This window comes from Janthinobacterium sp. J1-1 (assembly GCF_030944405.1).
In the GTDB taxonomy this organism is placed as follows: domain Bacteria; phylum Pseudomonadota; class Gammaproteobacteria; order Burkholderiales; family Burkholderiaceae_D; genus Janthinobacterium.
This window is the reverse complement of record NZ_CP132339.1, coordinates 2,890,841-2,904,756: the sequence shown is the minus strand read 5'-3', so window position 1 is coordinate 2,904,756 and position 13,916 is coordinate 2,890,841. Positions and strand designations below refer to the sequence as shown.

The window sequence follows — 13,916 nt, the reverse complement described above, 5'->3', positions numbered from 1 at the left end:
CCTGGAAGCCAGTCAGCACACTAAAACATGCCCTCGCGCGGCCGCCCATCCGATGCGCCGTGCGGCGCCATATCCATGATGCGCTCGCCCAGCGCGATACCCCATTCGCTCATCTGCCTGCCGTGGCGCAGCGCCTGCCCCTGCCAGCGCGCCAGCGCCGCGTCTATCGCCATGCCCGTATCGGCGGAACGCAGGCTGCGCGCCAGGCTCAGGGCATTGGCGGCCGCCTTGGCCGCGCCGCCGGCCGTATGCGGACGCGGCACGGAGGCGGCGTCGCCCACCAGCAGTACCCGGCCAAATACCATCTGCGGCACCTGCAGGTCGAGGATGGCTTGCACGAAAGGTTCGGGCGTGGCTTCGACCAGGCGCGCAAAGCTGGGCGCCAGATGCTGCGCCGCATCGTGGCGCAGGGCCGCGATGGCCGCATCCGGCATGGCCCCCGGCGGCAGCGAAAAGGCGTGGGCCACGCCATCGCGGTCGGTCAGCGCCTGCGTCAACGCGTCACCGGCGGCAATCTTGCGGTACCAGACCCAGTTGCGCCGGCGCTGTCCGGCCAGGGTCGACTCATTGTCGCCCGGCACCAGGTATTCGAGCAGCATATGATCTTCACCCTGCTGGAAGGCAAAACTGTCGCTCAGCTTGGCCTGCAGGTCCGCCGCCAGGCCGCGTTCGGCGGCCAGGCCGCGCCAGGCCACATAGCCCGCGTAATGGGGCGCGATATGCGGCAGCAGTTGCTGCCGCACCGTGGAACGCGCGCCGTCGGCGCCGATCAGCAAGTCAGCTTCTTCGCTGCGGCCGCCGGCGAAATGCGCGGTCACGCGCGCGCCCTGCTGCTCGAAGCCCAGCAGGCGTTCGCCGGCATGCAGCACATCGTGCGGCAAGGCGCGCCGCATGCTGCCATGCAGGGTATTCCAGGACGTCTGCACTTGCGGCATCATGGCGCGGCTGACGATCTGGTCCTGCCGGTCGAGGTAAATGCGCTCGCGCGACGCCACGCCCAGGGGCACCGCGTGCGGCACCCGGGCGAAGTCGAACACGGCTTCCACCTCGGGCTGCAGCACGATGCCGCCGCCGCGGCTGTCCGGCACGCCGGCCGAACGCTCGAACACCCGCACGTCCCAGCCGATGGCGCGCAGTGAAACGGCGGCGAACAGGCCGCCGAGCGAACCGCCGATAATCACGGCGCGCGGGCGGGACGTGGCGGGATGCAGCAGTGGCATGATATTTCTCCTTGAGATGGCACGGCCTGTGATCCAGGCATGCCGCCGAGCTTATCTCAATGGCGAAAAAACACACTCGCCCATGGGTATGGGCTACTCATCCTTGCGTATGAGTGCTGCCTTAACGCCGCCATGCAGCAGCGCTTTTGACAACGTTGCTCTGGCACCACTAATTGTCACAGAAAATCACAATTGCATGGACGTAACAACATCGGCATAATTATAATGAGATTGATTATCATTTAGATTCTTATTTACCAAGCTACCCTCTGGAGTTCCGATGTCCCGCCACCGCGCCACTGCCCACCCCATGTTCGTCCTCCATCCTGTACGGCATGCCGCCAGGATCACCTTGCTGTGCGCCAGCGCCGCCCTGCTGCTGCCGATCACCTCGGCGCAGGCCGAGACCGCCGTGGCGGACGCCCAGGCCAATGGCGCCGATGCGACATTGCCCGCCATCACCATTACCGGCACGGCCGACAAGGGCACCTCCACCGAGAACTCGCGCTCGCTCGCCTCCGGCAAGTCGACCCTGTTCAAGGGTTTCGAATCGAACCGCGAGATCCCGCAACCGGTCACCGTCATCACCCGCCAGTTGCTCGATGACCGCGCCTTCTTCGACATGAACGAAGTGCTGCAGAACACACCCGGCGTGACGGTCGACTATGTCGACAGCGAACGGGTGCAATATTTCTCGCGCGGCTATTCGATCGACGCCATGCAGGTCGACGGCCTGACGATCACGCAGGGCGGCTCGATCTTCATCCAGCCTGACACCGCCGTGCTCGATCACGTGGAAGTGCTGCGCGGCGCCTCCGGCATGCTGCGCGGTTCGGGCAGCCCGTCGGCCACCGTCAATATGGTGCGCAAGCGCCCGACCAGGACCTTCCAGGCCAACCTGGGCCTGTCGCTCGGTTCGTGGGACCGCCGCCGCCTGGAAGCGGACGTGTCCGGCCCGCTCAATGAAGACGGCAGCATCCGCGGCCGTATCGTCGCCGTCAAGGATAAAAAAGAGTTCTTCCAGGATGCCAGGGACGAAAACCGCAAGGTGCTGTACGGCGTGCTGGCGATCGACCTGAACAAGAGCACCACGCTGACCACCAGCCTGCAGCACACCGACCTGGACGCCACCGGCGCCTGGGGCGGTTTGCCGGGCAACTTCGACGGTTCCTCGCTGAACCTGCCGCGCAACACCTACCTGGGCGCCGACTGGAACCGCTGGAACCGCTACAACCAGCAGGCCTTCGTGGAACTGGAGCACCGCTTCGAGAACGAGTGGACCGTCAAGCTGAGCAGCGAATACACGCGCATGCGCATGGACGACAACGGCTTCAAGCAAAGCTATTTCACGCGCTCGTCGACCACCAATCCCTACCTGTTCGGCGTGACGACGTCGCTGTACACGGGCGACGCCGGCGACCAGGAAGCCACCGGATTGACGGCCAATGGCCCGTTCACCCTGTTCGGCCGCAAGCACCAGCTGGTGTTCGGCGGCGAAAGCCTGCGCACCAAGACGCGCGGCACGGCCGGTCTGTTCAACCTGAACCCGTTGACCAACGTCGATATCCGCAACTGGAACCCGTACACCAGCTATATCGACAAGGATGCGACCGCCGTCAACAACCTGACGCCGACCTACACGCGCCAGCAGGGCCTGTTCGGCACGGCCCGTCTGTCGATTAGCGATCCGCTGGCCGTGATCATCGGCGCGCGCGCCAGCTGGTGGGACTACAAGGCGTCCGCCTCGCCCGCCACCAACTACGAGATCAAGCACGAGATCACGCCGTTTGCCGGCGTCACCTACGACATCACCAAGCAGATCAACGCCTACCTGAGCTACACGGAAATCTTCACGCCGCAAAACGTCAAGGACGTCAACAACCGGCTGCTGAAACCGATCACCGGCGAAGACTATGAAGCGGGCCTGAAAGGCGAGTTCCTGGGCGGCAAGCTGACCGCCTCGGCCGGCATCTTCCGCATCAACAACGAAGGCCGCGCGGTCGACGACACGACCTCCAGCAATCCATGCGGCGTGTCCAACCCGACCGGCTACTGCCGCATCGCCGATGGCAAGACGCAGAGCGAAGGCTGGGAACTGGAAGTGGCCGGCGAAATCATGCCGGGCTGGCAGGTCACGGGCGGCTATACCAATACCCGCACCAAATACCTGAACGATCCGACCAAGGCCAACCTCGGCCAGCCGCTGCGCAGCATCGACCCGCGCCAGCAACTGCGCCTGTTCAGCAACTACCGCGCCACCGGCACGCTGCAAGGCCTGAGCTTCGGCGGCGGCGTGGCGGTGCAGGACCATTCGTACGTGCGTTCCGGCGTGCTGACGGCGAGCCAGGGCGGCTACTCGGTCTTCAACGCCATGGCCGGCTATGAGTTCCGCAACGGCTACTCGCTGCAGGTCAACGTCAACAACCTGGGCGACAAGGTGTACTACAAGAAGTATGGCCCGACGGGCCTGAGCTACTACTACGGCGACCCGCGCAACGTGGTGGTGACCCTGCGCGCGACGTTCTGATACCGGGCGCCGTGTGAACAAGGAAACGGCCGCTTCATGGAGCGGCCGTTTTTATTCATGACCGGCGCCGCCGCACGCGCCAGGTACTCCACCATATCAGCCACAGCAAGCCCAGCTGCACCGGCAAGCGCAGCCACAGCGCCCACAGCGGCACCGGGAACAGCTCGGGCCGTTGCAGCATATAGAAATGCGCGGGCGTGACCGCGATGGTCAGCAGGAACAGGCCGATGCCGGCCGCCTTGCGCGTCGGCGGGTACAGGATGCCGACCGCGCCCAGCAGTTCGAACACGCCGCTGATGAGCACCGCCGCCACCGGCCACGGCATCCACGGCGGCACGATGCTCGCTTCGGTGCCGGTGGCCACGAAGTGCATGATGCCGCCGATAAAGAACCACAGGAACACGAAACACAGGCCCGCCGCCTGGGGCTTGCCCATCTGGCGCAGGTGTACAACATCCATATGGCCTCCTTCGCCGCAGTGTGGCTATGGCAGCCTGGCCGCCACCTGCGCCAGGGTCGTTTGCAAGGCCGTAAAATCGACCGGCTTGGTCAGGTGCAGGTCGAAGCCGGCCTGCTGCGAGCGTAGCCGGTCCTGCTCGCTGCCCCAGCCGGTCAGCGCGATCAGGGTGGCGTCCGCCATGCCGTTCATCTTGCGCATGGCCAACGCCACCGCATAGCCATCCATGTCGGGCAAGCCGATATCGAGCAGCACCAGCGGCACCGGTGATTGTGCCGCTTTTTCCAGGGCGCTGGCGCCGTCATGGGCCAGCATCACCTCGTAGCCGCTGAACTCCAGCAGTGCGCTCATGGTTTCCGCCGCGTCGATATTGTCGTCCACCAGCAGGACTTTCATGGCGGTCACCGGCACCGCCGGCGCGGCGCGCACGGGCTGCGCGGCAGGCAGCAGCGCATCGCCCGGCAGTGGCAGGCACACGGTAAAGCGGCTGCCGTGCCCGATGCCGCCACTGGCCGCCTCGACCCGGCCGCCATGCAGTTGCACCAGCCGCTGCGCCAGGCTCAGGCCCACGCCCAGGCCACCCTGCGACATGCCTTCGCTGCCGGGCGCCTGCGCGTACAGGTCGAATACCGTGGCCAGCACGTCGGCGGCGATGCCCACGCCGTTGTCCACGACATCGATCACCACCTGGCCCGTTACCGCATCGATGCGCGCCGCCACCTTGATGGCGCCGCCTTTCGGCGTGTACTTGGCGGCGTTATTGACCAGGTTGCTGAGCACCTGCGCGATCCGGTGCCGATCCACATGCAGCGCCACGCTATCGGGCGGCAGGTCGACGGCCAGTTGATGACCGCCCGCGCTGACCAGCGGCATGCTGATTTCGATCGCCTGGTTGACCACCGCGGCCAGCATCACCGCTTCGCGCTTGAGCGTCAGCTTGCCGCTGGTGAGCCTGGCCATGTCCAGCAAGTCGTCGACCAGGTGCACCATATGGTTGACCTGGCGCTCCATCATGCCGCCGATGTCATGCCGCGACGTGGCGGCCGCGCCCGAACGCATCAGTTCGAGGCCGGTGCGGATCGGCGCCAGCGGGTTGCGCAGTTCGTGCGCCAGCGTCACCAGAAATTCGCTCTGCATGCGGTTCTTCTCGCCCAGTTCGCCCGCCAGCGCCTCGGCACGTTCCTGCAGCAGCTTGAGTTCATGCACGTCGATCACGGTACCGACATAACCGAACGGCGCACCGCCCTCGTCGACGCGCGGCTGGCCGACGTCGATCACCCAGCGGTACTCGCCATCTTGGCGCCGCAGCCGGTAGTCGATGGAAAACGGCGAGTGAATGGCATTGGCGGCCATGAATTCGTCACGCGTGCGCTGCAGGTCTTCCGCGTGCACGTTCTCCAGCCAGCCAAAACCGAGTTCCTGCTCCGGCAGGCGGCCCGTAAAGTCGCTCCAGCGCCGGCTCAGGTAAGTGGCGTAGCCGGTGGCGTCGGTGGTCCACAGCATCACCGGCGAGGCGTCGATCAAGGTGCGGAAATACGCTTCCTGCTTCATCGCTTCCTGGCGCTGCTGGTGGCGCTCGCGCGCCAGGCTGACCTGGCGCTGCACGCGCGCCTGCAGTTCATTGGCCGAAAACGGCTTGACCAGGTAGTCGTCGGCGCCCGCGCGCAAGCCTTCGACCTTGGCTTCCTCGCCGGCGCGCGCCGACAGCAGCATCACCGGCACATGGCGCAGCGACTCGGTGGCGCGCAGCCGGGCGATCAGGCCGAAGCCGTCGAGCCTGGGCATCATCACGTCGCTGACCAGCAAATCGGGCGGGTCGGCCAGCAACAGCTCGAACGCCGCTTCGCCGTCGGCGCAGGCCGTCACGTCGGCATAGGCGCCCAGCAGCGACTTGATATACGCACGCATGTCGTTGTTGTCGTCGGCCACCACGATACGCGGTCGCACCGGCGCGGCATCGGGCACCTGCGGCGCGGCGTCCGGTGTCGCGAGCGCCGGATCGGCGGCGTCAGGCAGCCAGCGCAAGGCTTCTTCCACGAACGAGGCGCCCTGCTGCTGCGAACCGGCGTCATCGAAATCGCGGCCCAGGCGCTCGGCCGGCAAGTGATCACTGCCGAACGGCATGTCGACATCGAAGCGCGTGCCCTCGCCTTCCACGCTGTGCACGGCAATCGTGCCGCCATGCAGGCGCACCAGTTCCTGGATCAGCGCCAGGCCGATGCCGGTGCCCTCGTAGGTGCGCCCCGGCGCGCCCTCGATACGGTGGAAGCGTTCAAACATGCGCGGCAATTCCTGCGCGGGAATGCCGCTGCCGGTGTCGCGCACCGACAGGCGCGCCATGCCTTCGTGGCGGCGCAAGGTGACCGCCACTTCGCCCTGCAAGGTGAACTTGAAGGCGTTCGACAGCAGGTTGAACACGATTTTTTCCCACATGTCGCGGTCGATATGCACCGCCTCGCCCAGGTCCTGCAAGTCCAGCGTGTAGGCCAGGCCGCCCTTTTCCATCGCCGACTCGAATACCCCGGCCAGCTCCAGCGTCACCTGGCGCAAGTCGGCCGCCACATAGGTCGCCATCACCCGGCCGGCCTCGATGCGCGAAAAATCGAGCAGGGAATTGACCAGTTTCAGCAGGCGCAGCGAATTGCGGTGCGTGACCTCGATGCGCTGGCGCTGCACCGGACCGAGCGCATGCTGGGTGTCGCCCAGCGATTCGGCCAGCGGCCCCAGGATCAGGGTCAGCGGCGTGCGGAACTCGTGCGACACATTGGAAAAAAACGCCGTCTTCGAGCGGTCGATCTCGGCCAGTTCTTCGGTGCGTCGCTGTTCGCGCTCATACGCCAGCACATTGCCGACCGCCGTGTTGACGGCGCCTTTCAACAGTGCATAAAAATTGAAGTAATCATCGTCGAGCGCGCGGCAGGCGCTGGTGCCGGCCACCAGGAAACCGAACAGCGCTTCCTGCCCCGGCAAGGCCAGCGGCAGCACCATGGCGCTGCGCGGCAGCTCTTCGTACGGGCCACAGGCCGGCAGGCCGAAGCGCGCCTCCAGGCCATCGACCTGCTGCATCACGCCGGCCTGCGCGGTGGCGGCAAACGGCCAGACCACATCGTCAAACGCGGTGCTGGCCGGCGCCAGCGCGCTGTCGACGGCGATGCCCGCGCTGCCGCGCAGCGCCAGCTGTCCGCTGTCGGCATCGATCTGGTAAAACAGCAAAAAGGGCACGTCCAGCGCCAGGCTGTCGTACTGGCCGGCCATCTGCGCGCCGATGTCGCCTATCGTGCGCGCCGTGCCGATCGCCGCGCTCAGGTCGCGCAAGCCCTGCGTGCGCCGCGCATTGAGCACCTGCCCGGTCGACTCCGTGATCGGGTGGAACACCCCGCCGACCTTGCCCGATTCGTCTCGGATCGACGAAAACGAGAACGTCATGAAGGCTTCTTCCAGGTAGCCGTAGCGGTCGAGGAACATGCGCTGGTCGCGGATATACGCGCCTTCGCCCTCATGCGCGCGGTCGAAGGCGTCGCCGACCACCGGCAAGGCCGTGGCCCAGCACACCTTGAACGGCTCGCCCATCGATTCCGGATGCTTGGCGCCGCAGATCGGGCGATACGCGTCGTTATAGATCTGCACGTCCTCCGGCCCCCACGCCACCAGGATCGGGAAGGTCGACGACAGGCACAGGCTGACGGACGTACGAAGGCTTTGCGGCCAGCTTTCCAGCGGCCCCAGCGAGGTGGCCGACCAGTCGATGGTACGGATCAGCGCACCCATCTCGCCGCCGCCGGACAGCCAGTTCAGGTCGTGGTTGAGCGGGGCGATCGAAGGTGGGGCAAGGAGCTGAGTCACGGAGGTTGTACCGGGCAAAAAGGCGATGCGATGAGTGGATGAGATTGGTATCCTATTATATGACGGGACGGTGGGTCGCTTGTGCGCAGATCGGGAGAAGTGCTACCCTGGCCACTATCAAAGTGACCGCCCAGCAAAAAGCGCCCCGCGGGGCGCTGGTCGGCTCGCTGCGCCAGGTGATGGGCGCGGCGAAAACTTATGCCGATTTCTTGCGGCGCAGCGCGCCGGCGACCAACATCAGGCCCAGGCCCAGCATGCCCCAGGTCGATGGTTCCGGCACCGCCGATACGTTGATATTATCCACCGACGCGTAGTAGACGCCCGAAGTCTGCTGGATATTGAAGGCGGTCAGATTGGTGAAATTCGTCAAGGCCCGGGTCGTGAAGTCGGTCGTGCTGCTTTGGTTTGTGATAGAGGAGGTGAAACTCTGGCTCACGGTGGTGCCGTCGGCCCGCGTGCCGGTCAGCATCGCCGTGCTGGGATACGCGTAGTAGAAATTACCCAGATCGATGCTGCTTACCGAAAATGGCGTGTGGGCGGCGTTGGTCATCGTTACCGAGCCGTTCAGTATCAGGAAATCCGTGCCGTTGTAAGTGAAGGTACTTGATGCGGCGCCACCACCGACATTCGCATCGGTCAAGTAGGCCGACCCTGATTTGAGGGTGAATGCATAGCCGCTCTCGGTGTAGGAAGTCAAAACCGTATGGTTTGCAACCGTGCTATCGTTAAATGTGATCACCTCCGCCTGCGCACCGCCGGCAGCCATGGCCAGCACAGTGGTCAGCACGATGGCCTTGATTTTTGACACGAACATATTGATCCCTTTGGTTTTTATTTGGAAATCGAATGTTACCAGATGTCATTAAAAAAATCATAATTATGATGGTATTTTCATATCAATAGTTTCACTTTTATAATTTTTTTGAGGCTGAGATTCAGGGACAGGCGCCCCATGAACCTCCAGCGCGCTTGACAGCGACTGGCGCAGCAGGGCCCTGCCGAAGGATCATTTGGCGATCGTGTATTTATCGATGAATTCGAAGGCATTGATATACAGCTCGCACAGATACTGCTTTACATCCTGCTCGAAGGTCGGCGACGCCAGCTTCAGGTCGTCCTTGTACCCAAGCTGGGATGGCTCATAGGTCGAACCGATATTCAGCTTGGCCTTGCCGTGCAACACCGCCGTACCATCGGCCTTGCCGGTCAGGGTAATCGTCACGACCGGCGCGCCGCCCCGGATATCCGTATTCGCGGCCAGCGAAAAAATCATCGCCGTGCTGTAGGAAGCGTCGGAGTGCGAGCTTTTCACCTGGCAGGTGCCGCCATCGCCGGCGATCGTCTGCCGCTCCTCTTCAAAGATTTTTTCAAACCGCTCCATCCCCTTGATGGTGACGGCCAGGAAGGCAGAAATGGCCGCAAGACGCGCTCTTTCCTTCTCTTCCAGCGCCAGCTTTTCCGCCAATTTCTTGTTCGCACGCTGCTGCTGCGCCTGCTGGTAAGCTGACATGGCCGGTCCTCCCTGATGGATGAGAACCATGATATAGCAAACGGGAGATTGGCGATTTTGGCTTCGGCATGCTTGCTGCGCGGCTGCAGGCAGGTCGCGCCATCGACTTCATTGGCAACAGGATGGCCAAGGTGCCAGTCCCGCCCATTCCAAGCGAAAAACCATCAAGTCGGCGATCAGATTAATTGGCATGAATATGCCATTCATTTGATCCAGGCTTCACTATTAAAACCGCCTGACAAGCCGCAAGGGGCGTCGCTCTAACGCGCAAAAAATACCAAGGGTTGCAGCCGCAATCAATAAAAATCCACCCTGCGTTCACGCGCTGGAGGGTACATCACACCCTGAATTTTTGGAGAAAAATTATGGAAGATCACAGCAATGGAATAATGTTGCCACCAGACACAAGTGACCAGTCTTTGTCGCAAGACAGAAAGGCGCCAATCGGCTCGCTCAGCGATGAGCCCGGCATACAAAAGCCTACTCTTGAAAGCGTGATCTTCCGCGCTACGAAGGCGGCTGCCGTGTGGAACCGTAATGAAGATGATCTGCGCGCAACAACGACTCTGCTCCAGTGGCGCGACAACTGCCGCGATGAAATTCGTGACGAGATTTTCACTGAAATCAAAGGCGTTACCGCTAACGACACGCTGTTGAATGCATGGACAAATACCTTTGATGGCGCCACTGACGACGAACTCGCCGCGTTACGCGCCACTGTCAGCGGCGAGCGCTGTAATGTTGACTGTGCCGTCACAATTGCCTGCGAACTTTTGTTTCTTGCAATTAACGAGGGCATTCGATTCGAGCCCGAAGGCAACCGCGCAAACTCCTTGATACGCGCAGCGATGCGCTACCTCGACGATATCGGGGAGTTCGTGAATTTCATCGATGGCTGGACCGTCGCTGACGGAGGTATCTCATGAGCACGATATTCGATATGGATCCAAATGGCTCTGACAGCGAACCTCTGTACAACATCCTGACCGAGAAATACGATCTGTTGTATTGCATGCTCACTCGCGGCGATGCAGATCGCATCATTGATGAGCGCCAGGTATTGCCCGAGCAATATCCACTGTGGCAAGGCACCTTGATCGTCAAGCGTGTGATGCTGCAGCAGGATGAAATGAGGTACCCACCTGCTGCGCGCCGAAAAACATGGCCGGACGTGTTACCAGAGATTCCGCCAGGCAGGCCTCGTCCGACGATCTTCTATTGCGGTGGCAATCTCGGCCTCGGAAGTAACAAAGTATTCATTACAGTCGAGCGTGAAGGATGGCGCGGTGACATCTGTCTTGAGGAGGCACTGTTCAACATCGATTATTTCACGGCTGAAGGGCAGCGACGCATTATATCTTGCCTGCCATATCACTTCGAGATATCAACATTGCCAGCAGCAACCTGACTTGGCGAGAACGGAGGTAATCGACGTCGCCCCACACACCTGCTCGCCAACCAGCAGGACGTTGCGACCTGCCCCCCAAGCCAGCGAGATTGCCGTGGCGCAGGGCCCGCTCACCAAGTGGTAAAACGTATAGCTCTACGTGCCCGGCAAGAGCGGCCTGCGCAGGTCAACCTGATAAAAGTATTGAAAACGACTGACAGAGAAAAATGAGCGATAGGCGCGAAGTGCAAAAATTCCTGCGTGGCATGCTCACGCGCGCATCCGGCCGATCAAAAAAATATAAGCAATTTTGTTGATAATACTTTTAAATACAAACATTTTTGCTTATACTCATTCCATCGAACCAAGCATCGGGGGCGCGGTGAAGCAGAGTGAGTTTGTTCGATGGCTCAAGCTAAAAGGGGCGACTTTCAAGGAAGGCACAAATCACTTGAAAGTTTATCTAAACGGCAAACAGACCATCTTACCGAGGCATCCAGGCAAGGAACTGAAAACAGGACTTGTCGAAGGTGTCAAAAAACAACTCAACCTGAAATGAGGAAATTCCCTGAAAGGGCCTTTCCGGCACCGCGCCGACTCTCCCCATGAAAAGGAGCTATATGAAATACCCTGCAACTTTTTCCCCGGCACCAGAAGGCGGCTATGTCGTCACGTTCCGTGATATCCCCGAAGCGATCGCACAAGGCGATGATGAGGCCGAAGCATTGGCCGAAGCCCGCTCTGCCCTTGCAAGTGCGATGGATTTCTACTTCGAGGACCGCCGCGCCACGCCCGTACCTTCAGCGGCGCAGCCTGGCGAGCGCCTTATCAGCCTACCGGCCAGCGTCAGCGCCAAGGTACTGCTGCTCAATGAAATGGCCGCGCAGGATATGCGCCCGGCTGAGCTGGCCCGGCGCCTAGGTGTAAAGCCCCAGGAAGTCACGCGATTGCTGGACCTGGCACACACCACAAAGATCGACGCCATCGAAGAAGCCATGCATGCACTTGGCCGAGAGTTTGAGATTGTCACGGCCTGATGCACATAAAAAAGCCCGCAGCGTGGCAAGCTTTTCAGAGTGATTAACTGCTTGACCCAGTTCTCAGGTAAATACAAAGAGGTACTGTACCGGACACTTTATTCCGGGGCAGATATTTCATCTTACAGGCACCGACTCTTCAATTCGCCCAAGTAGAAATCCACTAACCGCTTCAATCTTACCGCGCCAAAGCCGCATGCCCGAGGTGATAGGCAGCCCTTGCAATGTGTATAGCCTTGCATCGGCCAAGTGGATCATCGCCGGCATTTGCTGCGTCTCCAGGCCTTTTCTATCATCCACCCTTGGATACAGACTATGAGCCATATCTACATAATGCTTCCGCACCTCTTCCGATTTTGCATCCACCAGGCCTAGAGAGGATATGTGGTGCTCGGCAAATTGAATGTAATACTCGCGACCGTTGATAATCACCCCCGATACGAGCATTGCTTGGATCTGGAGCGTAATCGGGATCCCTTGACTGCAGGTAGCATTAAGCTCCCTCACCAACTCTTGCAACAGCGGATCATAGCCGACACCTGCATCCTGATGGATATTTGTAGTTGACTGATTTATTTGCAATGGTCCCATAGCCCCTCAAAAGAAAGATATCGTCTGTCGATAATACAGGCACCGGGCGTGTTCCGGGAAGTAGGCCCTTATCGTTCAAGCCATAGCTGGCTGAGCAGACGCAGGCCCTCATCCGCCGCGCGGGCGCACATATCGGTCAGACGCCTGGCCGCAGCGTGCTGAGCCGCGCCATCTGTTCTTTCAGCCCTTATGGATTCACACCTTCTTGATGTAGGCCGCGGACTTCGACACGATCAGCTCCTTTGCCACCGCGACGATGGATATACGGGTAGCCGCACGACGCGGCGAAGACCGTAAAGATATCCAGAAGCGACTGGTTCACACGTCCGCCAAGACAACGGACACTTATATCAAGGAAGTAATCCCTGATGTGTCGGAAATCCCGATGTCGCTCCCCTGGCTGGAATGAAGCACGTAAACGGAAAAACCCAGCGCTGTATATTATACAATCGTATAATATACAGCGCTGGGTTTACATACAGCTTTCGCTGCAAGTCCTTGATTCTTATGGTCGGGACGGGAGGATTCGAACCTCCGACCCCGTGCACCCCATGCACGTACGCTACCAGGCTGCGCTACGCCCCGACGAGGTAAAGATTATAGCAGACGGATTTGGGTTTTTGCCATGCTTTCCACGCGATTCATTGCTGAAATCAAGAACCCGCATCGGCTGCTTTATTCGCCCAGCATCAACGCGCGCATGGCGGTGCGTATGCCTTCGACCAGGCCGGGGTTCAGCACGCCCGGATTGTGCACATGGCGCACGGCCAGGCCCTGGTACATGGCGATCATGGCGTTGATGCGCCCTTCCACCAGGTCGGCGCCGGCGGGCAGGCCGCGCTTTTCGCGGGCGGCCGTGACGATGGCGAACAGCTGGCCGCGCGAGCGCTTGTCGGCCGCCTGCATGGTGGCGGCGATCTTCGGGTTGCGCGACGCTTCCGAGTGGATTTCGAGCGGCACCGCCCAGATGCTCGGGTCCAGGCATTCCTGCACGCGCTTCTCGACGTCGTCGATCATCGCCTGCAGCGGATCTTCCCGTTGCGCCAGGTCGTGCATGATGTTCGACACGCGTTCCATGTTCTGCTCGACAAACGCGGCGATGATGGCGTCCTTGCTGTCGAAGTAGTTGTAGATATGGCCGGCGCTCATGCCGGCGGTCTTCGAAATTTCCGCCATGCTGGCGCCGTGAAAGCCATGCCGGCTGAAACAGCAGGCGGCCGCATCCAGCACCTGTTTGCGGCGGCTGTTGGCGCGCTCCAGGCTAGGATGTTTTTTCTCTTGAGTCATGATTTTTCCCGTTGCGCGCCGGCCCTGCCCTTGCGGGCAAGACCGGCGTCGGCGTGC

At 61.3% G+C, this 13,916-nt stretch carries 12 protein-coding genes and 1 tRNA gene; 5 read left to right on the top strand and 8 right to left on the bottom strand.

What is annotated here, in order from left to right; genetic code table 11:
* Positions 1 to 20: 20 nt before the first annotated feature.
* Complete coding sequence (locus Q8L25_RS13155; RefSeq protein WP_308925248.1) at positions 21 to 1,220, bottom strand: FAD binding domain-containing protein; 1,200 nt, start codon at positions 1,218 to 1,220, stop codon at positions 21 to 23.
* Positions 1,221 to 1,500: 280 nt separating this feature from the next.
* Here Q8L25_RS13155 and Q8L25_RS13150 point away from each other — a divergent pair, with 280 nt between their 5' ends.
* Positions 1,501 to 3,747 carry a TonB-dependent siderophore receptor gene (locus tag Q8L25_RS13150; protein WP_308925247.1) on the top strand — a complete coding sequence of 749 codons (2,247 nt, stop codon included), beginning with the start codon at positions 1,501 to 1,503 and terminating at the stop codon, positions 3,745 to 3,747.
* Between the two features lie 55 nt (positions 3,748 to 3,802).
* On the opposite strand, the gene Q8L25_RS13145 is transcribed toward Q8L25_RS13150, so the two are convergent.
* The 4 genes from Q8L25_RS13145 to Q8L25_RS13130 all read right to left on the bottom strand — a co-directional run bounded on the left by Q8L25_RS13145 (position 3,803) and on the right by Q8L25_RS13130 (position 9,557).
* Positions 3,803 to 4,207, bottom strand: a complete 405-nt coding sequence (locus Q8L25_RS13145) for a hypothetical protein (protein WP_308925246.1) — start codon at positions 4,205 to 4,207, stop codon at positions 3,803 to 3,805.
* A 24-nt stretch (positions 4,208 to 4,231) separates the two neighbouring features.
* On the bottom strand, positions 4,232 to 8,047 hold the full coding sequence (locus Q8L25_RS13140) for an ATP-binding protein (protein ID WP_308925245.1): 3,816 nt from the start codon (positions 8,045 to 8,047) through the stop codon (positions 4,232 to 4,234).
* A gap of 196 nt (positions 8,048 to 8,243) precedes the next feature.
* The gene (locus Q8L25_RS13135; RefSeq protein ID WP_308925244.1) at positions 8,244 to 8,861 is read right to left on the bottom strand and encodes a PEP-CTERM sorting domain-containing protein; all 618 of its coding nucleotides are present in this window, start codon (positions 8,859 to 8,861) and stop codon (positions 8,244 to 8,246) included.
* Between the two features lie 192 nt (positions 8,862 to 9,053).
* Positions 9,054 to 9,557: a hypothetical protein gene (locus Q8L25_RS13130; RefSeq protein ID WP_308925243.1), complete on the bottom strand. Its 504-nt coding sequence runs from the start codon at positions 9,555 to 9,557 to the stop codon at positions 9,054 to 9,056.
* 365 nt (positions 9,558 to 9,922) lie between these two features.
* On the opposite strand from Q8L25_RS13130, the gene Q8L25_RS13125 reads away from it, so the two are divergent.
* The 4 genes from Q8L25_RS13125 to Q8L25_RS13110 all read left to right on the top strand — a co-directional run bounded on the left by Q8L25_RS13125 (position 9,923) and on the right by Q8L25_RS13110 (position 11,981).
* Positions 9,923 to 10,483, top strand: a complete 561-nt coding sequence (locus Q8L25_RS13125; RefSeq protein ID WP_308925242.1) for a hypothetical protein — start codon at positions 9,923 to 9,925, stop codon at positions 10,481 to 10,483.
* Positions 10,480 to 10,965, top strand: a complete 486-nt coding sequence (locus Q8L25_RS13120; protein ID WP_308925241.1) for a hypothetical protein — start codon at positions 10,480 to 10,482, stop codon at positions 10,963 to 10,965. Before Q8L25_RS13125 ends, Q8L25_RS13120 begins: the two co-directional genes overlap by 4 nt.
* Before the next feature lie 292 nt (positions 10,966 to 11,257).
* Entirely contained in the window at positions 11,258 to 11,503 is a 246-nt protein-coding gene (locus Q8L25_RS13115) for a type II toxin-antitoxin system HicA family toxin (RefSeq protein ID WP_308925240.1), read from the top strand.
* A gap of 61 nt (positions 11,504 to 11,564) precedes the next feature.
* Positions 11,565 to 11,981, top strand: a complete 417-nt coding sequence (locus tag Q8L25_RS13110; RefSeq protein ID WP_308925239.1) for a type II toxin-antitoxin system HicB family antitoxin — start codon at positions 11,565 to 11,567, stop codon at positions 11,979 to 11,981.
* A gap of 117 nt (positions 11,982 to 12,098) precedes the next feature.
* On the opposite strand, the gene Q8L25_RS13105 is transcribed toward Q8L25_RS13110, so the two are convergent.
* The 3 genes from Q8L25_RS13105 to Q8L25_RS13095 all read right to left on the bottom strand — a co-directional run bounded on the left by Q8L25_RS13105 (position 12,099) and on the right by Q8L25_RS13095 (position 13,859).
* Positions 12,099 to 12,572: a hypothetical protein gene (locus Q8L25_RS13105; RefSeq protein ID WP_308925238.1), complete on the bottom strand. Its 474-nt coding sequence runs from the start codon at positions 12,570 to 12,572 to the stop codon at positions 12,099 to 12,101.
* A 508-nt stretch (positions 12,573 to 13,080) separates the two neighbouring features.
* Positions 13,081 to 13,157 (bottom strand) — tRNA-Pro (locus Q8L25_RS13100).
* A 90-nt stretch (positions 13,158 to 13,247) separates the two neighbouring features.
* Complete coding sequence (locus Q8L25_RS13095) at positions 13,248 to 13,859, bottom strand: TetR/AcrR family transcriptional regulator (protein ID WP_308925237.1); 612 nt, start codon at positions 13,857 to 13,859, stop codon at positions 13,248 to 13,250.
* Positions 13,860 to 13,916 lie beyond the last annotated feature (57 nt).